The sequence below is a fragment of the Leucobacter sp. GX0328 genome (assembly GCF_053567315.1).
In genome coordinates this window covers 1,442,010-1,467,171 of the sequence record NZ_JBSGPC010000001.1, presented here as the reverse complement: position 1 = coordinate 1,467,171, position 25,162 = coordinate 1,442,010, and the positions used below count along the sequence as shown (strand labels likewise).

Annotated in this window: 19 protein-coding genes and 1 tRNA gene; 4 read left to right on the top strand and 16 right to left on the bottom strand. The window is 67.0% G+C overall.

What is annotated here, in order from left to right; genetic code table 11:
- Positions 1-57 precede the first annotated feature (57 nt).
- Positions 58-1,095, bottom strand: a complete 1,038-nt coding sequence (locus ACUYTF_RS06680; protein WP_434141834.1) for a DNA topoisomerase IB — start codon at positions 1,093-1,095, stop codon at positions 58-60.
- Between the two features lie 279 nt (positions 1,096-1,374).
- Positions 1,375-1,446, bottom strand: a tRNA-Thr gene (locus ACUYTF_RS06675).
- A 122-nt stretch (positions 1,447-1,568) separates the two neighbouring features.
- Between ACUYTF_RS06675 and ACUYTF_RS06670 the strand changes: the two genes are divergently transcribed.
- Entirely contained in the window at positions 1,569-2,063 is a 495-nt protein-coding gene (locus ACUYTF_RS06670) for a gluconokinase, GntK/IdnK-type (RefSeq protein ID WP_434141835.1), read from the top strand.
- A gap of 64 nt (positions 2,064-2,127) precedes the next feature.
- On the opposite strand, the gene ACUYTF_RS06665 is transcribed toward ACUYTF_RS06670, so the two are convergent.
- From ACUYTF_RS06665 to ACUYTF_RS06655, 3 genes are all read right to left on the bottom strand, one after another.
- Positions 2,128-3,705: an alpha/beta fold hydrolase gene (locus ACUYTF_RS06665; protein ID WP_434141836.1), complete on the bottom strand. Its 1,578-nt coding sequence runs from the start codon at positions 3,703-3,705 to the stop codon at positions 2,128-2,130.
- The gene (locus ACUYTF_RS06660; RefSeq protein WP_434141837.1) at positions 3,702-4,907 is read right to left on the bottom strand and encodes a DNA polymerase III subunit delta'; all 1,206 of its coding nucleotides are present in this window, start codon (positions 4,905-4,907) and stop codon (positions 3,702-3,704) included. Before ACUYTF_RS06660 ends, ACUYTF_RS06665 begins: the two co-directional genes overlap by 4 nt.
- 156 nt (positions 4,908-5,063) lie before the next feature.
- Complete coding sequence (locus ACUYTF_RS06655) at positions 5,064-5,690, bottom strand: YigZ family protein (protein ID WP_434141838.1); 627 nt, start codon at positions 5,688-5,690, stop codon at positions 5,064-5,066.
- Between the two features lie 50 nt (positions 5,691-5,740).
- Between ACUYTF_RS06655 and ACUYTF_RS06650 the strand changes: the two genes are divergently transcribed.
- Complete coding sequence (locus ACUYTF_RS06650) at positions 5,741-6,109, top strand: S4 domain-containing protein (RefSeq protein WP_434141839.1); 369 nt, start codon at positions 5,741-5,743, stop codon at positions 6,107-6,109.
- A 282-nt stretch (positions 6,110-6,391) separates the two neighbouring features.
- On the opposite strand, the gene ACUYTF_RS06645 is transcribed toward ACUYTF_RS06650, so the two are convergent.
- Complete coding sequence (locus ACUYTF_RS06645; RefSeq protein ID WP_449279499.1) at positions 6,392-7,960, bottom strand: LuxR C-terminal-related transcriptional regulator; 1,569 nt, start codon at positions 7,958-7,960, stop codon at positions 6,392-6,394.
- A gap of 117 nt (positions 7,961-8,077) precedes the next feature.
- On the opposite strand from ACUYTF_RS06645, the gene ACUYTF_RS06640 reads away from it, so the two are divergent.
- A complete protein-coding gene (locus tag ACUYTF_RS06640; protein WP_434141841.1) occupies positions 8,078-8,986 on the top strand; it encodes a 3-methyladenine DNA glycosylase in 909 nt (302 codons plus the stop codon).
- A 107-nt stretch (positions 8,987-9,093) separates the two neighbouring features.
- On the opposite strand, the gene ACUYTF_RS06635 is transcribed toward ACUYTF_RS06640, so the two are convergent.
- The 4 genes from ACUYTF_RS06635 to ACUYTF_RS06620 form a co-directional block, all read right to left on the bottom strand.
- Positions 9,094-15,594, bottom strand: coding sequence for a DUF5979 domain-containing protein (locus ACUYTF_RS06635; protein WP_449279498.1), 6,501 nt, complete (start codon positions 15,592-15,594; stop codon positions 9,094-9,096).
- Positions 15,595-15,868: 274 nt separating this feature from the next.
- Entirely contained in the window at positions 15,869-16,945 is a 1,077-nt protein-coding gene (locus ACUYTF_RS06630; protein ID WP_434141842.1) for an Rv2578c family radical SAM protein, read from the bottom strand.
- Between the two features lie 63 nt (positions 16,946-17,008).
- On the bottom strand, positions 17,009-17,305 hold the full coding sequence (locus tag ACUYTF_RS06625; RefSeq protein WP_434141843.1) for a chorismate mutase: 297 nt from the start codon (positions 17,303-17,305) through the stop codon (positions 17,009-17,011).
- Positions 17,306-17,309: 4 nt separating this feature from the next.
- Positions 17,310-18,596, bottom strand: a complete 1,287-nt coding sequence (locus ACUYTF_RS06620; protein WP_434141844.1) for an adenylosuccinate synthase — start codon at positions 18,594-18,596, stop codon at positions 17,310-17,312.
- Between the two features lie 251 nt (positions 18,597-18,847).
- Here ACUYTF_RS06620 and ACUYTF_RS06615 point away from each other — a divergent pair, with 251 nt between their 5' ends.
- Positions 18,848-19,261 carry a RidA family protein gene (locus ACUYTF_RS06615; RefSeq protein WP_434141845.1) on the top strand — a complete coding sequence of 138 codons (414 nt, stop codon included), beginning with the start codon at positions 18,848-18,850 and terminating at the stop codon, positions 19,259-19,261.
- Here the strand turns inward: ACUYTF_RS06615 and ACUYTF_RS06610 are convergent.
- From ACUYTF_RS06610 to ACUYTF_RS06585, 6 genes are all read right to left on the bottom strand, one after another.
- Positions 19,254-20,555, bottom strand: a complete 1,302-nt coding sequence (locus ACUYTF_RS06610; RefSeq protein WP_434141846.1) for a TRAP transporter large permease subunit — start codon at positions 20,553-20,555, stop codon at positions 19,254-19,256. The genes ACUYTF_RS06615 and ACUYTF_RS06610 overlap by 8 nt on opposite strands.
- On the bottom strand, positions 20,546-21,070 hold the full coding sequence (locus tag ACUYTF_RS06605; RefSeq protein WP_434141847.1) for a TRAP transporter small permease subunit: 525 nt from the start codon (positions 21,068-21,070) through the stop codon (positions 20,546-20,548). The genes ACUYTF_RS06610 and ACUYTF_RS06605 overlap by 10 nt, the downstream gene beginning before the upstream one ends.
- An 80-nt stretch (positions 21,071-21,150) precedes the next feature.
- On the bottom strand, positions 21,151-22,170 hold the full coding sequence (gene dctP, locus ACUYTF_RS06600) for a TRAP transporter substrate-binding protein DctP (protein WP_434141848.1): 1,020 nt from the start codon (positions 22,168-22,170) through the stop codon (positions 21,151-21,153).
- A gap of 86 nt (positions 22,171-22,256) precedes the next feature.
- On the bottom strand, positions 22,257-23,261 hold the full coding sequence (locus ACUYTF_RS06595; protein WP_434141849.1) for an ornithine cyclodeaminase family protein: 1,005 nt from the start codon (positions 23,259-23,261) through the stop codon (positions 22,257-22,259).
- Between the two features lie 243 nt (positions 23,262-23,504).
- Positions 23,505-24,740, bottom strand: a complete 1,236-nt coding sequence (locus tag ACUYTF_RS06590; protein WP_434141850.1) for a helix-turn-helix domain-containing protein — start codon at positions 24,738-24,740, stop codon at positions 23,505-23,507.
- Positions 24,741-24,744: 4 nt separating this feature from the next.
- A complete protein-coding gene (locus ACUYTF_RS06585) occupies positions 24,745-25,158 on the bottom strand; it encodes a DUF3151 domain-containing protein (RefSeq protein ID WP_434141851.1) in 414 nt (137 codons plus the stop codon).
- Between the last annotated feature and the right edge of the window lie 4 nt (positions 25,159-25,162).

Here is a 25,162-nt window from a genome sequence, read left to right as displayed (position 1 = left end):
CGCGGCGCCGTTCTGACCACCTGTTCAGGGGCGCACGCTGCACCCCCTCCCGGGCGCTCAATCCTCGCGCAGCAGCAGGAGTACGCGCTGCTCGTCGACGCTCAGATAGCGCCTCGCCCGCAGCCGCACCCGGTGCACGCGCGCGATCTCCGCGGGATTCTCGAACGCTTGCAGCACCCGCGGGTCGATGTACGACGACTTCGCTACCGCCGGCGTATTGCCGAGCCGCTCGGCGACGAGGGCGATCGCTCGTCTGCGTGCCGCTGCCGCGTCACGGCTCTCGGCCGCTGCGTCCGACGCGTCGTCGGTGCTCCCCGAGTCGTCGGCGACGTCGCGCGCCCAGCTGAACAGCGCACTGGCCGCGACGACCGTGCCGCCCCAGGTGCGGAAGTCCTTCGCCGTGAACTCCTCGCCCATATGCCGTTTCACATACGCGTTGACATGTCGGCTGTCGAGCCGATGGATCAGCCCATCCTCGTCGAAGAAGCGGAACACCTCATCCCCCGGCAGACTCTCGAGTCGCGCGATCACCCGGGCGACGCGCGCGTCTCGCACCATGCGCCGCTGCCGGCGGCCGCTCTTGCCGACGAAATCGAACCGCACCGCCTCGGCGCCCGGCGTCACATGCTCCCACTCGAGCGTCGTCACCCCGCGGCCGCCGCCGCGCGACGCGTACGCGGCGTTGCCGACGCGGAAGAACTGCTCGTCGATGACCCGGACGACGCAGGCGATGACGCGATCGCGCGACAGGCGCCTCCGCCGCAGGTCGCGGTCGACGCGAGCGCGCATCGCCGGCAGGCTCTCGGCGAAGCGCACCATCCGGTCGAACTTCTCGCGCTCGCGCCTGCGCCGGTATGCGGGATGGTAGATCGCCTGGGTACGGCCCGCGGCGTCGACGCCGGTCGCGAGCACCTTCGCCCTCGGCGACCGGGCGATCTCGACGTCGCGCCAGGCCGGCGGTACGGCGAGGGCGTTCAGCCGCTCGATCTCGGCCGTTCTCGTGATGCGACGGCCCTGCAGACGGTAGATCGCCTCGTCGCCATCGTACTCGCGGGTGATCGGGCGGCGCCGAGCAGCGGCTGATGGTGCTGCCATCGGTTCCTCCGCCCGCATCGATTCTCTGCCCGCCCGGTTCGCTGCTCGCCCGGTTCTCTGCCCGCCCGGTTCTCTGCCCGCCCGCTTCGCGTACTCGTTCGTGCGGGAGCCGGCCCCGGTCGGGCCTGCGCGATCGGCCCGCTCGAGCGGGCCCCAGAGCCGACCCTAGCCTCGCCGAGAGAATGTGTCAGCGGGGTGGCGCATCGGCACGCTTTCCTCTAGACACACGAAAACGGGCCGGACCGGTAGTTTCCTACCGATCCGACCCGTCCGATTCGGAGCCGACTTGGGGATTTGAACCCCAGACCTGTTCTTTACGAGGGAACTGCTCTACCCCTGAGCTAAGTCGGCCTGGCGCGAAACGAGTTCCGCACACGAGCAATAATATTAGCACGATGAACCGTCGCGTCGTGCCACCCCGGCACCGGGGCGCCGCACGACCCGGCCCGAGGTCGAGATCGGAGCCGCACCGCATGCCCGCCAGCACCCGCATCGTCGTTCTGGGCCCGAGCGGCTCGGGCAAATCGACGGTCGGGGCCGCTCTCGCGGAGCGCCTGGGCGCCGAGTTCATCGACGCCGATGACCTGCATCCGGCCGAGAACGTGGCGAAGATGCGTGCGGGCGCCCCGCTCGACGACGCCGACCGCGCGCCCTGGCTCGCCCGCGTCGGCTCCGCGCTCGCGGCACGCGAACGGGCGGTCGTCGCCTGCTCCGCTCTCAAGCGGGCATACCGCGACGCGATCCGCCGCCACGCGCCCGACGCCGCCTTCGTCGAGCTCGCAGTCGATGCGGCCGAGCTCGACCGCCGCATGCGCGACCGGCCGGGCCACTTCATGCCGCCCGCCCTGCTGCGCTCGCAGCTCGCCGCGTTCGAGCCGCTCGCCGATGATGAGCCCGGCTTGCGGGTCGCCGCCGATGAGCCGGTCGACGCGATCATCGACACCATCCGGTCGTGGCTGACGGAGTAGGGATCCCTGGCCCGCCGAACCCGGCACGAACCGCGAACGGCCCGCGGCGCTCAGCCCGCCGCGCTCAGCCCGCCGCGCACTGCGGGTCGCGCGACGGCACCTCGCTCTGCACGAAGTAGGCGTCGACGACCCGGTCGATGCAGTCGTTGTCGCCGTAGGCGGTGTGCCCCTCGCCGTTGTAGGTGACGAGCACGCCGCTCTCGAGCTGCCCGGCGAGCGACTGCGCCCAGCGGTACGGGGTCGCCGGGTCTCCGGTCGTGCCGACGACGAGAATGGGGCCTGCGCCCGCCGCCGTGACGCCGTCGCGCGACTCGACGCCCGAGACCGGCCACGCCGCGCAGCCGATGTCGCCGTAGCCCTGGAACCGCCCGATCGTCGGGGCCAGCTCGGCGAGTTCGGCAGCCTGTTCGCGCATCAGGTCGCGGTCCATGCCGCTCGGATAGTCGAGGCAGTTGATCGCCATGAACGCCTCGGTCGAGTTATCGAGGTAGCGGCCGTTCTCGCGACTGTAGTAGAAGTCGGCGAGCATCAGCCCGACGTCGGCGTCGCCCTCGTTCACGCTCGTGAAGAGGTCGTCGAGGTAGCCCCAGTTGCTCTGCGCGTAGAGCGGGGTGATGATGGCGGTGAGCATCGTGCCGCTGCTGAGCCAGCGGCCGTCGGTGCCCTGCAGCGGAGTCTCGTCGACCTTGTCGAGCTGCGCACCGATCTGCTGCATGCCGCGCGAGACCGGGCCCGTGAACGGGCAATCGGAGCGCTTCAGGCAATCTGCGAGGTAGGCCTCGAGCGCCTGCTCGAAGCCGCGCGTCTGCTCTTTCACGACCTCGTACTCGGTGGTCGTCGGGTCCATCGCGCCGTCGAGCACCATGCGCCCGACTTTGTCGGGGTAGGCGTCGGCGTATCGGGCCCCGATGTAGGTGCCGTACGAATAGCCGAGGTAGTTCAGCTGCGGGTCGCCCACGATCGCGCGCAACAGGTCGAGGTCTTGCACCGTCGCCGCCGTGTCGACGTGCCCGAGCAGGGCGCCGGTGTTCTCGGCGCAGGCCTGCCCGAATTCCTCGGATTCGGCGTATGCCGCGTCGATCCAGGCGTCGCTGCCGGCTTCGAGGGCGGCATCGGCCGCATCGCCGAGCCCGAAGAGGTAGTCGTCGAGCCCGGCCGCGTCGAGGCACGAGACCGCGCTCGAGCTGCCGACGCCGCGGGGGTCCCACCCGATCAGGTCGTAGTCGTCGAGCACCGCGGGCTGCGCCGCGTACTCGGCGCCGTTCCAGACGTAGTCGGCGCCCGAAGCGCCGGGCCCGCCGGGGTTCACGAACAGCGAGCCCTGGGGCTGCTTGCTCTTCGCGACGTGCTTCACCATATGCAGGGTGATGCGCTCGCCCGAGAGGTCGCCCCAATCGAGCGGCGCGTACACGTCGGCGCACTCGAGGCGGTCGCCGCAGGCCTGCCAGACCGGCTGCTGGCTCTGGAATCCGTCGAGGGTCGCTTCGGGCGCGGCCGGCAGAATCGGTTCGGGCTTCACGTGCGGCGTCTGCGAGAACAGGCCGGTGAGGGCGGCGCAGCCGCCGAGTGCCGGGGCGGCTGCGAGGGCCAGCGCGAGCAGCGCGACGGCCCCGACGCGGCGGGCCCGCACGGCGGCGGTCACGCGCGCACTCCCGGCTCGGTCTTCGACGCGGCCGATCCCGTCGCGATCGCGGCGAGCAGCGCCTCCATCACGAGCCCCGGGGTGATGGCGCGCAGCAGCCGGTCGCGCGCGGTCTCGATCGCGGTGACGGCGGCGAGGGCGCGCTCGGCCCCCCAGCGCTCGGCGAGCTCGTCGATGCGGGCGGCACGCTCGCTGTTCACGAGGTCGGGGCGGTCGGAGTGCGCGTTCGAGGCGCCGTCAGCGCCTTCGCCCGCGAACATCGCGGTGAGCAGCACGTCGCGGTACAGCGAGAGCAGGTCGGTGAGGATGCGGTCGAGGCCGTCGACGAGGCTGCGCTTGGCGCGCCGCTTCTGGTCTTCTTCGAGCGCGCGCATCTGGGCGCGCATCTGCGGCGGGATCGCGGCCCCCGCGGCGATGCCGAGACTGCGCATCGCCTCCTCGCGTTCGCGGGCGTCGAGCTGCTCGGTGATGGCCGCCGCATCGGCCTCCGCCAGCTTCACGAGCCGGGCGGAGGCGGCCATCGCGTCGCCGAGCGTCTCGATCGAGAGCGCGGTGTCGAGGGTCTGCTCGCGGCGCTGCAGCGCTTCGGCGTTGCCGGCGAGACGTCGGGCCATGCCGATGTGGCTCTGCGCGAGGCGCGCAGCGCGCTCGGCGAGTTCGAGGTCGATGCCGTCGCGCTCGGCGAGCAGGCGCGCGATCTCGGCGGGCTGCGGCGTCACGAGCCGCAGGGCGCGCGTGCGCGAGCGGATCGTCGGCAGCAGATCGGCCTCGCTCGGGGCGCAGAGCACCCAGACCGTGCGCTCGGGCGGCTCTTCGAGCGCTTTCAGCAGCACGTTCGAGGTGGTCTCGGTCATGCGGTCGGCGTCTTCGATGACGATGACGCGGTAGCGGCCCTCGGCGGGCGAATAGTACGAGCTCGCGACGACTTCGCGGGCCGCATCGATCTTGATGATCGCGGCCTGGGTGGTGAGCACGCCGAGGTCGGGGTGCGTGCGCCCGCTGACCTGCGAGAACACGTGGTCGAGGGTGCGCTCGTCGCGTGCGATGAGCGCGGCGGCGAAGCGGTACGCGATGTTCGAGCGGCCCGACCCGGGCGGGCCGGTGATCAGCCACGCATGGGCGGGTACGGCTCCGGGCGCGGCGGCCTGCTGCAGCGTGCGCACGGCCTCCGGTTGACCGACGATCTCATCCCAATAGCCCACCCAGCAAGCGTATCGCGCGCCTGCGACTTCGAGCTGGGCCGCGGCACATGCAGGCGTCTCGGGGGCGCTTCGGGCGCACCGGGGCGCTGCGGGCGCACCGGGGTGCTTCACGCGCGCCTGTCTCGTCAGGGATCGCGAGGGATCGCCGGGCGCGGCTCAGAGGTCGACGTACGCCGATGCGCCGGCGCGCACCTCCGCGGTCCCGGCGCTCGCCTCGGCGGCGAGCGACGCGAGCGCGGCGACCTCGTCCTCAGCGACCGCGAAATGCTGCGCGACGCGGTCGCTGTACTCCGCCTCGCCGACTGCGTACCCGCGGCGGCGGGCCTCCGCCTCGATCGACCCCGCGACCTCGTAGGAGCAGACGACGACCACGTCGCGCCGCAGCCCGCGCCGCACGCGCCGGGCCTGCAGCACGGCCTCCGCGACCGCGCCGCGGTAGGCACGGGTGAGACCGCCCGCCCCGAGCAGCACTCCGCCGAAGTACCGGGTCACGACGGCGACGACATCGCTGAGCCCCGCCGAGACGAGGGCGTCGAGCATGGGGGCGCCGGCCGTGCCGCTCGGTTCGCCGTCGTCGCTCGAGCGCTGCACGCGCCCGTCGGGGCCGAGTACGAATGCCGAGCAGTGGTGGCGGGCCCGCGGATGCTCGCCGCGCACCTCGGCGATCGCCTCGCGCGCCGCCTCCTCGCTCTCGGCCCGCACGAGCCGGGTGAGAAAGCGGGAGCGCGAGATCTCGATCTCGGTGTCGGTCTGCCCGTCGACGGTCTCGTACTCCTCGCGCATGCCTCCCATTCTGCCCGCCCCGCCCGCCGCTTTCCCGTACGATCGATGCCATGACATCCGATTCCGTGCGCCTCGACGCGTGGGTGTGGGCCGTGCGATTGGCGAAGACCCGCAGCCAGGCCACCACCGCATGCCGCGCCGGGCATATTCGGGTGAACGACAAGCCCGCGAAGGCCGCCCAGGCCGTGCGCGTCGGCGACACGGTACGTGCCCGCCTGCACGAGCAGGAGCGCATCTACCGCGTGATCGGCCTCGCTGCGCGACGCGGCAGCGCGACCGAGGCGGCGAAGTATTTCGAAGATCTCACGCCCCCGCCGCCGCCCCGCGTCGAGCGGCCGGCCGCGGTCATCCGCGACCCGGGCTCGGGCCGTCCGACGAAGAAGGATCGCCGCGACCTCGAGCGGCTGCGCGGGCACTAGCTGCGCCCGCCGGCTCCGTCGCCGGCCGAAGAGTCGCCACCGGCCGTAGGCCCGGGGACAGTCGCATACGCTTCGCAATGGGGGGATCGTGTCGCGCATGCGACTATCCGCAGGCCTACGGCAGCTCCAGCGAGACGTCGCAGCGGCTCACGACCTCTGCAGTGGTCTCGGCATACAGCGGCCACGTTCTCACTTTAGGATCGCTATGCGCCGCACGCTCGCAAAAAAGGGTGGTTCCGGGGGTGAAAGTTCGGAAGCGGGTCGGGCGGTATCCGCTGCCGATCAGAGGAGGCCGCGCTGCTCGCCGGCCGTGACCGCGGCAGCGCGCGACCCGACGCCGAGCTTGCGGTAGAGCGAACCGAGGTTGCCCTTCACCGTGTTGATCGAAATGAACTGCGCTTTGGCGATCTGCTCGCGCGACAGCCCCTGCGCGAGCAGTCGCAACGATTCGAGCTCCCGGTCGGTGAGGTTCTCCTGGCCCTCGCCGATGAACACGAACTGGGGTGCGACCGTATCGTCTGCGGAGGGCCATGCCGGGAAGCGCTGTCGTGCGAAATCGCGCAGGCCGCGTGAGAAGTACGGGATCTCATCGGCGCGGATCGCATCGGGTTCGGCGAGCACCAGCGCGATGATCGCGGCGCACGCTTCCTCCTCCCCCAACGCCCAGTAGCATTCGGCGACCGTCGCGCGGCGCCAGACTTCGAGGCGCCTGAGGCCAGCGGTCGCTTCGCGGAGGTTGAGCCCGATGCGCAGCGCCTCGTCGAATCGGCCGGACGCCATCTCGATCAGGGCGAGCACGAGCCGGGTGAGGTGCAGCGACCGGTCGGCGCTCTCGATCTGCGCTCGCGCCTCGCCGAGATCCCCCTGCGCTGCCGAGGTCACCGCCGAGCAGATCGCTTGGATGCTGCCCGCGTACCCGTCGCCGGCAACGACCGGCAGCGGCAGTTGGGCGAAGACCGCGGCCCGCCGCACGGCTTCGGGGAGATTGCTCGCGCGCTGCAGCGCGTACTGCAGCGCGGCGAAGTAGAACGGCCAGCTCTCGCCGAGGCTGCTGAGCGTCACCGCATCGATACGGGCGAGCGCCTCCGCCGCGGGCGCCCGCACGAGCGCATCGGCAAGCGCGTGCAACGCATCGAGTTCAGGTTCGACCCAACTCGAGGTGCGAGGGATGCTCTCCGCCTCCTCGAGCAGCGCCCGGGCCTTCACGACGTCGCCGTAGAGCGCTTCGATGACCGCGGCGCGCACGCACGCGTCGCGGGTCAGAAAGTGCAGGGCGGGCACGCGTCCGTGCATGCGGGCGTTCGTGAAGCTCACGAGCGCCTCGGCGAATCGGCCCGCGAGCATTGCGGTCAGACCGTACTGCACCGAGCTGAAGAGCGCCCAGCCGCGGTTCCAGTCGTACACCGGGCGCATCGGGGTCTTCCGGGTGAGCAGTGTCTCGGCCCCGGCGAACGCCTCGGTCATGCGGCCCTCCAGCCGCAGACTGAACATGAGGCCCGCGGCGGTCAGGTTCTCGACGACGGCGACGGCCTCCGGCGACTCGGCCTCCGGCGCACCGGCGCCGGCGTCGGGCGCCGCGGGCCGTGGCGCGTTCGGGTCGGTAAGCATGATGGCGCTCAGGGCGCGGAGCGTCGGGCCGACCGCATCGCCGCGCTCGAGCAGGGCGGCCACGATCTCGGCGAACCGGTGGGGTTCGATGCCGAACCAGGCGGCGAGCAGATTCCGTTCGATGAGTTCGCCGACGAGCGAGTACTCGCGCGCGACGAATGCGGCCTCGATGCGACCGACGATTCGGGCCAACGGCTCTGCACGGTCGAAGTCGCCCGTCGAGGCAGGGTGCAATACATCCACAGTGACCCGAGTCTCCCCTATACACGGGACGCCGTTCTCCGCGCGCGGTGCGCGCGGCGCCCTGACCGATCCCCCGCATTGAGAATAACCCAATCGGCGAGGAGATACACTCGCCGGATGCCCCACCGTTCGTCCCCGATCCGGCGATCCGCCGCGCCCGAATGGCGGGCCGCGGAAGCCGCGCATCAGGCGCGCGCCGATGCCCTCGCGGTCGAGCACCGCGAGCGCCGCCACCGCGGCGAGCGGCATCCGGTCCAGGACTTCCTGTGGACGTACTATCCGATGAAGCCGCGCGAACTGCGCCGCTGGCATCCCGGCGCGGGCGTCGTGCTCGCAGACGCCGCCGATCGCGAGGGCTGGCGGTTCTACCGGGCCGCCGATCGTCAGGGATCGCTGACGCTCGACCTCGACGACTTCTTCGCGCGCCGCGGCGCGGCGGTCGACTACGTGGAGACGCTGCTGCGCGGCAGCATGGACCGGCCGCCGCGCTTCAGCTGCTTCGGTCTGCACGAGTGGGCGATGGTATATCGCATGACGCCCGAACAGCTGCGCCACACTTCGCTGCCGCTGCGCGTCGGGCAGGCGGCCACCGATCGGGTCGTCGAGTCGCACCCGATCTCATGCACCCATTTCGATGCCTTCAGGTTCTTCACCGAGCCCGCCCGGCCGCTGAACACGCTGCAGCCGACGCGCGGGACCCAGGCCGAACTCGAACAGGCCGGATGCCTGCATGCCGGCATGGACCTCTACAAGTGGGCCGGCAAGCTCGGCCCGATCGTGCCGGGCGAGCTGCTGCTCGACGCGTTCGTCTTCGCCCGCGACATCCGCGAGGTCGATATGCGGGCGTCGCCGTACGACGTGAGCGCCTACCGCGGGGCGTCGGGAGCAGTGCTCGAGGCGATCCCTGTCGAGACCGCCGAGGGCAAGCGCGAGTACGCCCGTCTGCAGCGCGGCTTCACCGAGCGCGGCAACGCCTTGAGGCACCGCGTGCTCGACGCGATCGCGGTCGCCCGCGCCGCACGGTAGCGAGCCTGAACGGTTCTGCCGCCGGCGCGTCACCGCAGCCGTGAACGCACGGGCCCGGCCTGCTTCCGTTCAGGAAGCGGACCGGGCCCGTGCGCGTGCTCGTGCGGCTACTCGTTCGACGTTGCCGTCGACGTACGGCGCCGGATCAGCAGCCCCGCGCCGACGAGAATGCCGAGCAGCGCGACGATGCCGAGGCCGGCGAGCGAACGGCCGCCGGTGGTCGACAGCCACTCACCGAGCGACTGACCGTTCTCACCGGGAACCACGGGCTTCGGGCCCTCGAACCCGTTGGTGAACAGCACATGCGTGCCCGACTCGTTCAGCACGACGCCCTCGCGCTCGACGCCTTCGGTCGTGTCGCCCGCCACCGTCACCGTCGTCTCGACGGCATGACTGCTGTCGGTCTCGGTGATCGCGCACTTGGCGCCCGCGGGCAGGTCGGTCACGACCTCCTGTTCGCCGGCCTTCACGGTCGCCTTCCGAGTATCGACGGTCTCGCCTGCCACGCACTCGACGAGGAACTCGAAGCTCTGCGCACGCTGCTCAGAGGTCAGGTCGTACTCGCTCGTGCTGCGCACCGACTTCTCGATGACGAGGTCACCGAGCGCGTAGGTGTTCGCGAACGAGAGGAGCGTCGCCTGCGCCGGCTCGGAACCCGCGCCGTTGTCGCGGATGCGGAGCTCCGCCGACAGACCGTCCTCGCTCGGGTTGACCCCGGTCGAGGCCTCGACCGACCGGCCGATCTCGCCGAACTCGCCCACTACGGGCCCGCTCTCGGGGTTCGATACCTCGACGGCGTCGCAGTTCGCACCGATCGGCAGGTTCGGCACCACGACCGACTGGCGCTCGGCGGCCTCGGTGCCGGGAAGGTTTCCGGGAACCTGCAGCAGCGCGTAGTCGCCGAGATCGAGGGCCGTGCGGCCGCCCGTGCCATCGGGCACGGTGCAGCTGAGCGCGACCGGGAACGACTCGGGGGCGTTGCGCGGATCGCCGAGGATGTCCTTCGAGACCACGAGGTCGGCGGTCTTCAGCGTCACACCGGCGACCGGCGGTGCCTTCGGCAGCGGGATCGGCGCTCCCGTTATGTCCCAGGCCATGACGCCGCTCTGGTTCCAGGCGACGCGTGCGTCCTGGTAGTCGGCGAGCGTCGGCTGCAGGCCGCCCTCGGCGTGATCGATCACGCGGTTCTGCGTCTCGAAGTTCACGATGACGTTCTGCCCCGGTGCCAGCGGAGTGGCTGCGAGGTCGAGCGTCACGCGGATGCCCGCGATATCCGCGTCGGAGCCGCCGCCGGCGAGATAGTCGGCGAGCGAGGTCCACACGTTCGCCGGGTTCGCGGTGCTCGAGCAGGTGGGGTCGTCGGTCCACCGGTTCGGGGCCGTCGAGCCCGTGCTGTAGCAGGCCTCAGCGTTCGTCGTGACCTCGATCAGCGCCTGAGTGCCCGCCGGCATCTTCGCGACCTGCAGCGAGGCGGAGTCGATCACGGGTCGGAAGTTCGACCCGCGCTCGAAGCCGTAGCCTGCGAGGAGGTTGTCGCCCGGAGTGGGGAGCATGTCGACGATCACCATCTTCGACAGCGGGTTGGTGCCGATGTTGAAGTAATCGAGGTTCCAGCTATCCGTCGCACCGACCGCCGTGTAGGCGATGCAGGGCGTGCGCGTGTAGCCGTCGGCGCTCCAGCTGCTCGAGGAGCAGGCCTCACCGGTCGGCAGGTTCGTCGCGCGATCGACGCGGCTCCCGCCGTCGACGAGGAACTCGCCGTCGGTCTCGACGATCTCTCCGTTCACGGTCTTCATGCCGTTCACATAGGTGCCGACGAGCGGCGACACGTAGTTGGTGTTGCTGCACTCCTCGTTCGAGGCGGGAGCGTTCGGCGCCTGCCCGTTCTTCGTCGGCTGCGTGCAGGCCGCGAGCGGCTCGCCCGTATCGACGACGACCTCGTTGGTGGCGCGCTGGCCCGTCGTGAGACCGGGCTGCAGAATCAAACCGAGTTCGATGGTCACGACCTCGCCGGGCTTCATGGTCGAACCCTCGGGCCAGGTGAAACCGAGCTCTCGGCCGTCATCGGAGAGCGCCACGGCGATGACAGCCGGATCGACGGTCAGGCCGTCGCTCGTCGAGCTGAAGCCCGGCTGCTCACCGTCCCACACGAGCGTGGTCGGCAGCTGGTCGGTGACCGTCTCGATGGGCAGCAGGCTGTTGCCCGTGTTCGTGAAGATCAGCTTCCACTTGAGCGAATCCAACGGGTTGACCTGATGGTTTCCGGTGTCGTTCGGCGCCCGCTTCTCCACCTTGATCTTGTGCTCGCCCTGCGAGAAATCGATCTCGGCATCGGCACCGTCGGTTGCGGTGTCGGTGTCGGTGCGCGTCGCGATCGTCGTCGCCGAGTTCTCGACCGGTGCGGCCTCGCCGTGCCAGTCGATGCCGGCGTCGGCGCGCAGCTGCACGGTGAACGGCATGGTCGCCGAACCCCAGCCCGAGCTCCACGAGGTGGCGCCGAGCGGGAAGAGCTTGCCGTCAGCACGGTCGAAGACGGTGCGTACACCGATGACATCGGCGAGGCCGCCGCCGTCGGCGGTGAAGGCGCCGAACTCGACCCAGTCGGTGCCGACGAGCACGTACTGCGTCGTCCGGTCGACACTCGTCGGCAGACCCGCTGGGCCGAAGGAGACGAGCTGGAACTTCTGCCAGAAGCCCGGCGTCTGATCCTCGATCGTCAGGTCGTGCAGCGGAGCCGTCGAGTTACCGGGGGTGGCCTTCAGCGTGACGGTCGCCGGCGCCTGCGGGTCGGCCTCGTAGATCGTGCCGTTGTCGGCGCCGGGCAGCGTGTTCGTCACGGCGATCGACTTGGCGAGCTTCACTTCGATGCGCGCCTGCGAGAGATCGACGTGCGCGTCATCGCCGCTGGTCGGGCGGCTGCCCGGGTTCACAACGAGGTCTTCGCCGAGGGCGAAGGCATCGTTCGAGACGCGCACGGCGGAGCCCGTGGGGCCGCCCGTGACGGGGGAGCCGCTCGCACGCTTCTCGGCGCGCAGCTGCACGTCGATGTTCATGACGAACTTATCGCCGGCGATGATGCGGTTGCCGTTGATCTCGGGCGAGGTGCCCTGATACGTCACCGAGACACCGATCACGTCGGCCAGCAGTGCGCCTGCGTCGCCGGCCTCGATCTGCGCGATCGAGAAGCTCTGCGTCGCCCCGAGGCCGTCGTTGTAGAGCCACAGCTCGACGGTGCTCTGCGTCTTGTCGATGTACGCCGGCAGCGCAGCGAAGCTGAGGCCGGTGACATTGAACTGATCGAAGTGATTGGTCGCAGCCTCGTTCGAGAAGACACGACCGGCGAACGGGCTCTGCCCCATCAGGCTGTTGCCCGAGGTCGCGCTCGCGACGTCGGTGACGCGCAGGCGCGACAGCTTCATGATGCCGGCCGCGCCGCCCTCGCTCTCGGAGGCGTTCTTCGCGGTGAGCGAGTACCGCGTCGTCGGGTAGTCGGCCGGATCGAGATCGCCGTAGTTCGGCGCGACGAGCGCACCCTTCGTCACGGACTTCTCGAGGCTTACGTTCGGCGTGCCGTCGATCAGGTTGATCTGATCGTTATCGGTATCGACAGCGGGAGCGCCACCGCCCAACGGGTTCGCCTCGGCCCGGAAGACGTTATCGATGCAGCCGAAGTCGCCGGGCGCGGCACCGCAGTTGAAGCTCGCGTTGGAGGTGACCCACTTCGGCGATTCCTGAGCCGTGCCGCGTGCGCGGTCGCGCAGCTGCCAGTCGAGGGTGTACCCGCGAATCGCTGCCGAGGCGGAGACGCCCGACCCCACTGCGGGGGCTCCGATGTCGCCGACCTCGGGGGCGGCAGCGGCGGCGCGCGACTGCGCGTTCTCCTCGACGGTCAGGCGGATGCCGAGCGCCCAGCCGCGCTGGTTCGCATCCAGCGTGTACCCGACGAAGCCGTTCGACCCCATCCAGCCGTTCGTCGGCGCCGTGACGGCAACCCATTCCGTGCCGTTGTAGAGCTCGACCGCGGTGATCGAATCCCACTGCAGGGCGGGATCCTGCGCCAGAGTGATCGCCTTTACTCCTCGCAGATCGAACGCCTCGAACACGGTGCCGACGCCGTCCGCGGTCGGGTTGTTCGGGTCGGTGAGCACGACGCTCTCGTAGCCGGGCGCGGTCAGCGCCCAGCGCTGCTGCGAACTCGCGGTCGCACCCGACTGAGATGTGAGCAGATCGGGCTTCAGCCAGTTCTTGTCGGCCCAGAGCGGGCCGGGGCCGAACGCCTCATCGGGTCGAATGCTGCCGGTCGCGGTTGCCTCATCGTCATCCGTGACGACGCGGTCGCCCAGGGTGCCGGTGCCGTCGGCGGTCGCCGTGTTCTCGTACGGCGTCGCCTTGAGCGGGTCTTTCTCGTCGACCGGCGCCGTCGGAGCATCGCTCAGACGCAAGGTGTCGCGGGCCTCGAATCGGAGGTTCGGCTTCACATTGGTCGAGGTCGGGAAGCCGTTCGGGTTGGTGTAGACATACCGCACACCGGTGACATCAGCGCCGCCGGGCACCGGGATGTTCACGGCCGAATCGGTCGTGAGCGTCTCGAAGTCGGTCCAACCTCCGTCGGCATCGCGCAGCTGGATGACGAGGGTGCCACCGGCCGGCACCTGCACGGGTGCGACGATCTCGGTGAGGTCGTAGGCATCCCAGAAGGTGCCTGCGCCCTGGATCTCGTCGGTGACGACGATCTTAGTCGGCTTGGTCTGGCTGCCCGAGGCGGTGGCCGTCGTCGGCAGCTGCACGATGACGTCGTCACCGGGCTCGACGATGCTCGGGCTGACGCGCTTGTCGATGACGACATCGATGGCGGGCGCGACGACGGTGAGGTGCGCCTCGGCGTCATCGGCGACGGGGTCGAGGCCGTTGCGCTCGCCCGTGACGTCGACGACGTTCTTGAACGGACCGGCGGGCGCATTCGCCTCGCCGAGGTTCTCGCTCGTCTTGATCGAGTAGCGGATGTCGGCGAGCGCGCCGGGCTCGATGCCGGTCGTGCTGGTGTATTCGATCTCGAAGCCCGTGATCGCACCGGGTGCGGCGGGCAGCGGCGAACCGGCGGTGATGACCGGCAGCGTCTGTCGGTCGCCGTTCGGCAGGATCCAGGTGACGGTCGCCTCGGTCGCACCATTCGGCCAGGCGGCGTCCGGGTTCGTATTGTCGAAGCCCGCGAACGCCAGGTCATCGGAGAAGTACTCGGCGTCGGCGCCGTCGGCCGGTTCGCGCACGGTCAGCGAGTCGAGCGAGGTGCTCGCGGGCACGTTCTTGTTGCGGGCGTGGAGCACGACGCCGACGGTGTCGCCGCCGACCGCGGTGAGCGAGGTCAGTTCATTGCCGGAGGCGTCGAGGAACGACTTGCCCGCTTCGACCTCGATCTGCTCGGGGCCGACGACGAGGTTCGCTTCGGCATCCTTCGAAACCGGGGGCTGACCGTCGACCACGACCGTGGCGCGCACATCGTTCTCGGCCGTGTAGCCCTCTGAGATCTTGCCCTCGGTGGTGCGGTGCGTGCCGCGCTGCTCGACGTCGAAGCTCTGCGAGACGGCGGTGCCCGGAGCGAGATCGCCCGTGTAGGTGGTGCGCACACCGGCGATATCGCTCGGCGTCATCGTGTCGACCCAGGGAGTCCAGTTCCAGCTCGTGCCGTTCCAGTGGTAGACCTCGACGGTTGCCGATTCGGCCCCGGCGGGCAGGTTCGTGGTCGGGTCTTCCGGGTCCGCGAAACCGGCGAAGTCGACGTAGTTGAAGGGATTCGCGGCGTCGAGCGAGGTCGCGCCGTCGGGGGCCGCCGTGGGGTCGGCGGGGTCTTGCAGGGAAAGGCTCGTGGCGTTCACGTTCGAGGACTGCGTACCGCCGATCGTGACCTGCGAAGGCGCGCCGATCTGGAAGCCCTGCTCCGCCGGGCTCCAGGCTTTGGACGGCGTGACGTCGACGACGACGGGCACAGCGACCGAGATCGTGGCGTCATCGGTCTGCGTGATGGCCTCGTTGCCGTCGGCCTCGAACACCGCGGTATTGACCAGGTCCGCGTTGTTCCACTCCCAGTCCGGGGACAGGTCTTCCGGAATCTTGATCTGGTAGGTGAGCACGCCCTGATCATCTGCCGACATGCCGATGATGCCGTCGACTGCACGATTCACACCGACTGTGATCATGCGGTTCTCGACGCCTGCACCGATGGTGCCTGCGTTCCCGCCGCCATCGGTAACGCCGGGGAGCACCGTCGAGACATCGTTCGGGCTACCGTTCACGGTCGCCGAGAGACCGAGGATCTCCCAGCCTTCGAATGCGGCAGGAAGCACATCGGTCACCGTCACCGGGGCCACCACGCTCTGATTCTCGACGCTGAAGTTCACCGAGTAGGTCACGATCGTGCCCGGCGTCAGGTCGCGGACGGCATCCTGCCCGTCCACCTTCTTGACGAGCTGCAGCACCGAACTCGGCCCTGCGCTCGCAGCGGTCGAACCGAGCGCGACCGTGCCGATGCTCAGCGCGAAGGCGGCGATGACCGCTATTGCTTTCCTGGCTTTCGGGCGCCACGAAGTGCGCTCCCCAACGTTGCTACGCATGTGCGAAGAACTCCCCTGATGGTCCATGAACGCGAAGTCGCAGGTGCAGACCTCGGCAGAGATGAGGCGTCGAGCGATCTCCCCCAAGACCATGCTCAATTCGAGCGATGCTTCAGCACCCCCGATGAATCCCCAATGCGATCCTAACCGCTACTGAGAGATGACGCAAAAATTACGGACACAGGGACGATGCGATACGGATTATGGGAATGCCGTCGAGGCAGACACCGGTTCCCTGACACGGGCCGTTCGCACCGGCCGCGGCCCCGCAGCTTCAGAACAGGGTCGGCGCCGGCTCGCCCGGCACCGCCGCGGGCACCCGCTCGGGGCCGCCGGTCGATTCCGCGATCCGCCGCCCACCGCGGCGCTCGAGCCCGTGCTTGCGGATGAGCGGCCTGATGCGCCCCGCGAGCTCGAGCCGGTACGCCTGCGGGGCGCGGCTCGATGCCCCCGGGAAGAGCGCACGGTAGCGCGGCAGCAGCTCCGGGCAACGCTCTTCGAGCCACGCGAAGAACCACGGCTTCACATGCGTGCGCAGGTGCAGCGGGCCGTAGATGACCGAGCGCGCCCCGGCCGCGGCGATGTCGCGCAGCAACCGGTCGAGCTGCGCCGACGAGTCGGTGAGGTACGGCAGCACCGGCATCACGAACACCTCGGGCTCGAAACCCGCATCGCGCGCCGCCGCGATCGTCGCGAGCCGCGCGGCCGTCGTCGGGGTGCCGGGCTCGATCGCCTGCTGCAGCTCGGGGTCGCCGATCGCGATCGACATCGCGATATCGACCGGGGCGCGCTTCGATGCATCGACGAGCGCCGGCAGATCGCGCCGCAGCAGCGTGCCCTTCGTGAGAATCGACATCGGCGTCGAGGCTCGCGCCAAGGCGTCGATGATGCCGGGCATGAGGCGGTAGCGCCCCTCCGCCCGCTGGTACGGGTCGGTGTTGGTGCCGAGGGCGACCGTCTCGCGCCGCCAGCTCGGCCGCGCGAGCTCACGGCCGAGCACCTCGGAGACGTTCACCTTGACCACGATCTGCGAGTCGAAGCCGCGACCGGTGTCGAGTTCGAGGTAGCGGTGCGATCCTCGAGCGAAACAGTAGCGGCATGCATGGGAGCAGCCGCGATACGGGTTGATGGTCCACGAGAACGGCATCGACGAAGCGCCCGGTACGCGGTTGAGCGCGCTCTTCGCGATCACCTCGTGGAAGGCGATGCCCTCGAACTCGGGCACCCGAACGGTGCGCAGATGCCCGGGAACGGCGGCGACCTCGCCGAGCTCGAGCCCGGGCAGCGCCGGCAGCGCCGACGGCCCGGCACCATCCGCCGCACCGCGCGCCGACTGACCGCTCCACCTCATGCGATTATTCGAACACATGTTCGAATAATGCGCAAGGCGGGCGGCCCGGCGGTGGCGAGAACGCTACTTCTCGGCGGCGATCTCGATGTGGTGCTGAATCACCTCGGCGACCACGAAGTTGAACCACTTCTCGGCGAACTCGGGGTCGAGGTGCGCGTCTTCGGCGAGGCTGCGCAGGCGCGCGGTCTGCCGCGCCTCGCGGGCGGGGTCGGAGGCCGGCATCTCGTGCTCGGCCTTCAGCCGCCCGACCTCCTGCGTGCAGCGGAAGCGCTCCGCCAGCATGTGCACGAGCGCCGCATCGATGTTGTCGATGCTCGCTCGGAGGCTCTCGAGGCGCTGCTGCGGGGTCGCTTCGCTCATCGCATCACCCCACCAGGTCGTGCAGCACCACGACCTGTTCGCGCTCGGGGCCGACGCCGACGGCCGAAATGCGCGATCCGCTCATCGCCTCGAGCGTGCGGATGTAGTCCTGCGCGTTCTTCGGCAGATCCTCGAAGGTGCGGGCGCCCGAGATGTCCTCGGTCCAGCCCGGGAACTCCTCGTAGATGGGCTTCGCGTGGTGGAAGTCGCTCTGGTTCACCGGCATCTCGTCGTGGCGCACGCCGTTCACGTCGTAGGCGACGCACACGGGGATCGTCTCGAGGCCGGACAGCACGTCGAGCTTCGTGAGCACGAAGTCGGTCACGCCGTTGATGCGCGCGGCGTAGCGCGCGATCGGGGCGTCGTACCAGCCGCAGCGACGCAGGCGCCCGGTCGTCGTGCCGTACTCGTGGCCGACGGTCGCCAGGCGCTCGCCCATCTCGTCGAACAGCTCGGTCGGGAAGGGGCCCGCGCCGACGCGGGTCGTGTAGGCCTTGACGACCGAGATGACGCGGTCGATCTGGTGCGGCGGCAGGCCCGAACCGGTCGATGCGCCGCCCGCGGTCGCGTTCGACGAGGTCACGAACGGGTAGGTGCCGTGGTCGATGTCGAGCATGGTCGCCTGGCCGGCTTCGAAGAGCACCGTCTTCTCGTTCTGCATCGCCTCGTGCAGCAGCAGGCCGGTGTCGCAGACCATCGGCTCGAGCATCTCGCGGTAGCCCATGAGATCGGTGATCACCTCGTCGGCCTCGATGGCGCGACGGTTGTAGATCTTGACGAGCACCTGGTTCTTGAACTCGAGCGCGGCCTCGACCTTCTGCCGCAGAATGCTCTCGTCGAAGAGATCCTGAATGCGAATGCCGACACGGTTGATCTTGTCGGCGTAGGCGGGGCCGATCCCTCGCCCCGTGGTGCCGATCTGCCGCTTGCCGAGGAACCGCTCGGTCACCTTGTCGAGCGTGCGATGGTAGGCCGTGATGACGTGCGCGTTGGCGCTGACCTTGAGGCGCGAGACGTCGACGCCGCGGCTCGACAGCGCGTCGAGCTCCTGCTTCAGCACGCCGAGGTCGATGACGACGCCGTTCGAGATGACCGGCACGACGCCCGGGGTCAGAATGCCCGAGGGCAGCAGGTGCAGCGCGTACTTCTCTTCGCCCACCACGACCGTGTGGCCGGCGTTGTTGCCGCCGTTGAACTTGACGACGTAATCGACGCGACTTCCGAGCAGATCGGTCGCGCGACCCTTGCCCTCATCGCCCCACTGGGCTCCGGTGATCAGTACTGCGGGCATTTCAGCCCCTTCCTTTGCAGCTTAGGCAGATACTTCCCCAGTCTAGCGAAGCGCGCTCCCGGCAGCATTTCGGCCAGGGATCGCCTCGCGCCCGGCGGCTCGCCGAGGTTCGCTCCCTCCACGGTTCGGCCCGGCTTCGGCGCTACGCTCCTCGGAGCATCAGGTGCCGTGGAGCGGCCGCAGCCCACCCATTTCCGACAGCCCGCCAGCGCTCCGGCACGCGTGGATCACCCGCAGAATCGAGGCCCCGAATGTCGCAGAAGATCGCCGTACGCACCGAGCGCGCCCCGGCCGCACCCCACGCCTTCTCGCAGGGGGTGCGCAAGGGCGGCATGTTCCAGGTGTCGGGCCAGGGCGCGGTCGACCCCGCGACGGGCGAGCACATCGCGCCCGACGATGTCGCCGCGCAGACCGCGCGCACGCTCGAGAACATCCGCGCCATCCTCGAGGCCGGCGATGCGACGGTCGACGATGTCATCATGTTCCGCGTCTACCTGACGCGGCGCGAGGACTTCGACGGCATGAACGCAGCCTACGAGGCCTTCATCGCCGAACATGCTCCGAGCGGGGTGCTGCCCTGCCGCACGACCGTCTTCACCGGGCTGCCGCACCCCGACATGCTCGTCGAGATCGACGCGCTCGCGGTGATAGACCAGTCTACTTAATACCCAGCAACGTCCCCGGAAGCCATAGTGCGAGCTCGGGAACGAACGTCGTGAGCAGCAGCGTCGGCAGGTATGCGAATACAAGAATGCAGAGCATCGGCCGCAGCATGCCCTTCACTGGTGTATTGAAAATACGGGCTCCGAGGTATAGAAATGGAGCCGTCGGGGGCGTCACATTACCCATACCAAGGTTCACGCCCAAGATGGCCGCCATGTGATAGGGGCTGACTCCGAGTTCCAGGCCGATCGGCACAAGGATCGGCGCGCAGAGGAGCGTGCCGCTCACATCATCCATCAACATACCAATGACAATGAGGAACACATTGATCATCAACAGGATGACGTATTTGTTCTCCGAAACCAGCAGCAGTACATCCAGAATCTTGTCCGGAACGTTCTCCATTACCAGAATGCGGCTCAGCACCATGATCACGGCGAGCATCACCATGATGACACCGGTAGTATTCGCTGTCTCAACAAGGGTCTCCTTGAGCCCTTTCAGTGTGAGCTTCCGGTAGAAGAACATGCCGACAGGGATCGCATATACCACCGATACCGCTGCCGCCTCCGTCGGGGTCATGACGCCGAAGTAGATCCCACCGAGAATAATGACCGGCATTACCAGCGCAGGGGTAGCGAACAGAGTCGACTTGCGTGTATTAAGAAGCCACTCGCGCTTCGTGACAGGCGCGCTCAGCACGATGTTCTGATCGCGTCGGGACATCGTCCAACCGACGATCGATATGAGAACTGTCAAAATGAGGCCAGGGATCAGCGTCGAAAGGAAAGCTGCGAGCACCGACAACTGTGCCGACCATGCGAAGAGAATCTGGATCGAACTTGGCGGGATAAGCATGCCGATCGGCGCGGCGGCGGCAAGCACTGCGGCTGCAACACCCATGTTGTAACCGCGTGCACGCATTTTCGGTGCCATGATCGAACCGATCGCAGAGAGCGTGGCCGCCCCACTACCACTGATCGAACCGAAGACGGCACAGGTCACCGTCTGCACGATATTCAGCGCGCCTCGCACTCGGCCGACGAAGTTCTCGACCACGCCGACGAGCGCTTCACCGATTTCGCCCTTCGCCATGACACCGCCCGCCATAACGAATAGTGGTATCGCGAGCAGCACAACTCCGTTCAACGAATTGTAAGCGGTCGGAATCAGGAAGCTCGGCTCGTATCCAAGAGCAATCACCAGCCAGATGATGACCGCACCGAAGGCATACACGATCGGCACGCCGACCACGATCAGTGTAATGAGCAGGAGAAAACCAAAGATCAGCGCCATGAACGTACTTCTTCCATCATGTCGTCGTAGTTGTCATCAGATACCCGGAATGTGCGCACCGCGTGATAGCCCGTGTACAGGAACATCATCACGAAACCCACGAGCAGCGGCACATGCGCCAACACCAGTGGAATCTTGAGCGCGGACGTCCTCGCACCCCGATCAACGCTCCACAGCACATAATCGAAGCTCCACTTCGCAAACACCACGAGCACTAGGAGACTCACTCCAAGCACAAAGAGCCGGTGTACGCGTTTAGCACGAGGGCTCTTCAACAGATTCTCGATCAGGTTGCCCTGAATATGATTATCGTTCCGACTTGCATAGAGCCCACCGACCCAGTACAGCCAGATCGCGATCACACTGACCATCTCCTCCATGCCGAGAAAATCAACATGGAGCACATAACGCGTGATTACACCAACGGTGACGAGGCCCGCGGTGAGGATGCTCGTGATGATGAGCACAGCCCGCTCAAGCCGCAGCAACGGGCGCCACAGTTCTTTTTGCTTCACTCTTACCTCGTTCCAGGACGCACTCCTGCAGAAAGGTGGGGCCGGGGTATGTGCCTGCCTCGGCCCCTCCCTACTCCTGCCTAGTTCTGCGCCTTCATTAGAACGCCGAGCAGTTCCTCGCCGAGCACCTTCTCGTACTTCGGCCAAGCGACTTCGCGAACGTGCGTCGCCATCGCGTCGAGCTCGTCCTGCGTCGGTTCGTAGATGTCGATACCTGCATCCGCCATGGTCTTCATGGCATCCTCATCGAGAGCCTCACGCTCGTCGGCCACCAGGAGCGCTTCGGCAGCAAAGGTCTCCTGCATGATTTCCTGTTGTTCCGGCGTCAGGCTTTCGAAGGTGTCCTTATTCACGATCGTGACTACCAGTTCCATAATGTAGCGAGAGTCGACGAACTGTTTGATGACATCGCCGAACGAAGTCTGATTCACATAGGCGGATCCGCCCACCCAGCCGTCAGCCACACCGGTCTGCAAGGCGGAGTAGAGATCCGCATATGGCACCGACACTGTGTTGTAACCCATTGCTTCGGCGGTCCACAAGAACGAGTCGACCGGAGGAACACGCACAAGCTGCGGATGCTTCTTTCCGGGATCCATCGGATCACTGAGCGGATCGACCATGCCGACACCCATGAAACCGTCGAGATAGATATTCAGGGTTTCAATCCCCTGCTCACCCTGAATCTCATTGAGTTCGTTGAAGAACTCAGAGCCCGGGGCGTAGAGTTCCTTGGCCTCGTCGAAGGTGGTCACAAGGTACGGCATGGTCAGCATTTCGAGGCGCTCGTCAAAGTTTGTGGGAATGGTGATGGTCGCCATGTCAATGGTGCCTGCCATCACTTCTTCATACACCTGTGTATAGTCGCCCAATTGGTTCGACGGGTAGACTGAAATACTCACCTCGCCATCAGTCTGCTTCTCGATCTCGGCTGCTGCCCGCTCAACCGATTGAACATCCGCATGTTCTTCGGGGTACATGGTTGCAAGCTTCAGCTCTGTGCCGCCCGCCGGCGCCCCTCCGGCGCTACCTCCAGAACAGGCAGCGAGCGTGCCGACCATGGCAACCGCCAAACCGACGGATATCATCTTCTTCTTCATTGTCTACATCCTTTCGACCTTGAACTGATTGAAACTTCCGAGCTATGCGGGCCCTGCACAATAGAGCACGGCCATCTTTGGAGCCGCTACAGCGGAAGGACGGTTCCGATGCCCTGGTCAAGCGCTTGCACGTAGAGGTTCTTCGCCGTCGCGATATCGGCGAGACCGGTCCCGATATTAACGGTCATGATGCACTCGCTCTCACTCTCACGCCCCGGATGCTTTCCGACGATCATTTCCCCAAGTTCCAACGGCACTTCGTCGAATCCCCTAAAGAAGCCCATCTCTTTGAAGCTCTCGAACTGCCCCTGGTCGTCGGTGAAGAACTTCGAAAACGGCGCCCCTGATGCTGCCTCAGGCGTGTACAGCGCGAGGTCGTCGACAGGCAGCGCTGTGGCGCCCGGCTTGATCATGTCGGCGGTGATGAACTCCCATTCCGGCTTCACGATGCTGGGAACGGCCGAGAACAGCAGGTCACAATCGATCACCGCCTCTTCCCGCTGCCCCACGATCTGAATATCGAGCTGCGGGTAGAGCGCACTCATCTCCCGGCGATATTCTTCAGCGGCAGCAGGGTTGCCGTCGAACACCCGCACTGACTTAAGATTCGGCATCGTGCAGACCAGTGCTTCGAGGTTGATACGGCCCTGAACTCCGGTGCCGATTACGCCAAGGCTTTCTGATGATTCGTTAGCGAGGTATTTGGCGGTCAGTCCAGTCACCGCGCCTGTGCGGACCATCGTGATCCACGTGCAATCCATCACCGCGAGGGGAATGCCGGTATCGACGTCGTTGAGCAGGTAAAGACCACTGATGTAAGGGTGCCCGAGTTCGCGTGCGTGCACGTATCCCGAGACGACTTTGACTCCTGCAGCTTCCATCGCCGGAATGAACGCGGGCATGGAATGAATGAAATCACCCGGGTGGGTATCGGTCAGGGTATGCAGCGCGGTTTTCGCGGGCATTGCGTAGTCACCGCGCCCCTTCTCCCGATACGCCGATTCCATCCAATCGATCACCGTCGGCATCGTGACACCCAGGCTTTCGACCTGCGCACGGTTGAGGTAGAGGAGATCTTTTCCCAGTTCCATAGAGGTGTTGTCCTTGCTCGCTACGTATACGCGACGCGCCGGCGCCTCGGGGAGAGAACTCGCCGGGCGCCAGATCGCAATCTGCGTCCTATGACGTGGCCTCGCCTCGCAACCGACACCGTAGAATTCGCGGGCCGCCTCAGCGGGGAGCACGTTAAATTACATTCAACGGCAGGCCGCGAGCCGTGTCATTGGCATTCTGACGAAAAGAATCAATGACTATTGCTACAGACGTAGCAATAGCTAGGTCTGTTGTATTTCCTCGACAAGATGTCCGATCGAAGACCTGGTCAAAGCAATCCTCAGCCACAGATCGAACGCAAGGAAGCGATGCCCAGTCATCTGAAGGTTTACTCCCGTCGCACCCTGGAGCTGCTGTATCCGGTAGTGCATCGTCGTACGGTGCACCGACAGCAGTTTCGCGGCTTCTCCGATACCCGCTCCGGAATGCAGCAGTGCCCCGATCGTCTCGAACGCGAAGCCATCTTCATCGAGCAGCATGCTTTCGAGCATCCGAAGCCCCGCCGACTGTGGAGTTCCGGGTGGCAGAGTAAGAGATCTCGCCAACCCCTTGATCTGCGGCCACGCAAGCAGAGGATCCGGTCCGCCAAGATGATGTCCGAGGAATGCGGCTAGAACCGATTGTGCGTACAGTTCGCGCACCGCTGTGATATCTCCGAGCTCACTCAACCCGAAGCTTCCCCGCGTTGGTCCTCGGAACTCGTCTCCGCAGAGTGATGAAGCAGCGAGTGCAAAACGGTCGATCATAGCCGTGAGGTCGGATTCGTTCCCCACTTCCCGACGGTACACCGCGACGCTTAATCCATCTGGCTCTACGCTGCCAACGAATCGGAAACCGTGATCGATAATGTAATCGGGAAGGTCCCGCATGAATGCATCGGCACCCGCACGGAATTCATCACGCACGTCATCGCAGTAATAGCTCACCACGGCGAAGCAATGCCGAACGCCCTCCGGCGCTTCGAACTGCATCAATGACTCCCGATGAGTTGGACGTCCGGAAATCAAATCGAAAAGCTGAGACTGACGACCTGCATCACGGAACGAACCTTTATCAAGACGCTCCGCAAGCAATTCACGCATCCGAGAAAGGTAGCTCTCGATGAGCTCCTCTTGCAGTTCCCTTCCCAGATCCATGAACCACAGGAATGCGACAAGTTGTCCTTCGATATAGATGCGATACCCGATCCTCGGCAGAATCGACAACTCATCATTCCCCGGGACATGGATCGGCCCCTCCGCCCCATGCGCAAGATATGGTGCGAAGAATTCTCGGTACGCAGGCGGAATCTTGCGCTCAAGCATGAGTATCATCCGGTACTCATCAGCATCACCGTAATGCCGACTGACGGCGAGCAAGCGTCCCGCGGCATCGTCGACCGCCACAGACTGATGAATCCGGGCCGCTAGGGCATCGGCAAGGCCCTGCAACTCATCAATGAGACTCGGACGATCCATACTGCTATTGCGCGTCGAGCGCCGCGATCGCCGCGGGGTCGGCCCCGTTCAAGAACTCGGTGAGGCGCTCGACCTCGCTCGTCTCGCCGATGCGGCCGGCGGAGCGGCGCAGCGCGTAGAGCGCCCGCAGCACGCCGCGGTTCGGCTCGTGCGACCACGGCACGGGGCCCGCGCCCCGCCAGCCGGCCCGACGCAGGGCGTCGAGCCCGCGGTGGTAGCCGACACGGGCGAAGGCGTACGCTTCGATCTCGCGCCCATCGGCATTCGCGGCATCGGCCAGCACGGCCCATGCCAGCGGCGAATCGGGGTGCTCGCGCACGATCGCTTCGGCATCTGCGCCCGCGGCGAGCGCGGCCTCGACCGCGCCGTCGGTCTGCAGCAGCGTGGGCTCGGGCCCGAGCAGGTTCTCGCCGATCATGCCC

Bases quoted from the DNA above. Each gene is read 5' to 3' on its own strand.
- ACUYTF_RS06595 (WP_434141849.1), bottom strand. From the start codon at position 23,261: ATGGAACTGGGAAAAGATCTCCTCTACCTCAACCGTGCGCAGGTCGAA.
- ACUYTF_RS06635 (WP_449279498.1), bottom strand. From the start codon at position 15,594: ATGCGTAGCAACGTTGGGGAGCGCACTTCGTGGCGCCCGAAAGCCAGG.
- dctP (WP_434141848.1), bottom strand. From the start codon at position 22,170: ATGAAGAAGAAGATGATATCCGTCGGTTTGGCGGTTGCCATGGTCGGC.
- ACUYTF_RS06650 (WP_434141839.1), top strand. From the start codon at position 5,741: ATGACATCCGATTCCGTGCGCCTCGACGCGTGGGTGTGGGCCGTGCGA.
- ACUYTF_RS06610 (WP_434141846.1), bottom strand. From the start codon at position 20,555: ATGGCGCTGATCTTTGGTTTTCTCCTGCTCATTACACTGATCGTGGTC.
- ACUYTF_RS06615 (WP_434141845.1), top strand. From the start codon at position 18,848: ATGTCGCAGAAGATCGCCGTACGCACCGAGCGCGCCCCGGCCGCACCC.
- ACUYTF_RS06625 (WP_434141843.1), bottom strand. From the start codon at position 17,305: ATGAGCGAAGCGACCCCGCAGCAGCGCCTCGAGAGCCTCCGAGCGAGC.
- ACUYTF_RS06655 (WP_434141838.1), bottom strand. From the start codon at position 5,690: ATGCGCGAGGAGTACGAGACCGTCGACGGGCAGACCGACACCGAGATC.
- ACUYTF_RS06670 (WP_434141835.1), top strand. From the start codon at position 1,569: ATGCCCGCCAGCACCCGCATCGTCGTTCTGGGCCCGAGCGGCTCGGGC.
- ACUYTF_RS06585 (WP_434141851.1), bottom strand. From the start codon at position 25,158: ATGATCGGCGAGAACCTGCTCGGGCCCGAGCCCACGCTGCTGCAGACC.
- ACUYTF_RS06620 (WP_434141844.1), bottom strand. From the start codon at position 18,596: ATGCCCGCAGTACTGATCACCGGAGCCCAGTGGGGCGATGAGGGCAAG.
- ACUYTF_RS06680 (WP_434141834.1), bottom strand. From the start codon at position 1,095: ATGGCAGCACCATCAGCCGCTGCTCGGCGCCGCCCGATCACCCGCGAG.
- ACUYTF_RS06640 (WP_434141841.1), top strand. From the start codon at position 8,078: ATGCCCCACCGTTCGTCCCCGATCCGGCGATCCGCCGCGCCCGAATGG.
- ACUYTF_RS06590 (WP_434141850.1), bottom strand. From the start codon at position 24,740: ATGGATCGTCCGAGTCTCATTGATGAGTTGCAGGGCCTTGCCGATGCC.
- ACUYTF_RS06630 (WP_434141842.1), bottom strand. From the start codon at position 16,945: ATGAGGTGGAGCGGTCAGTCGGCGCGCGGTGCGGCGGATGGTGCCGGG.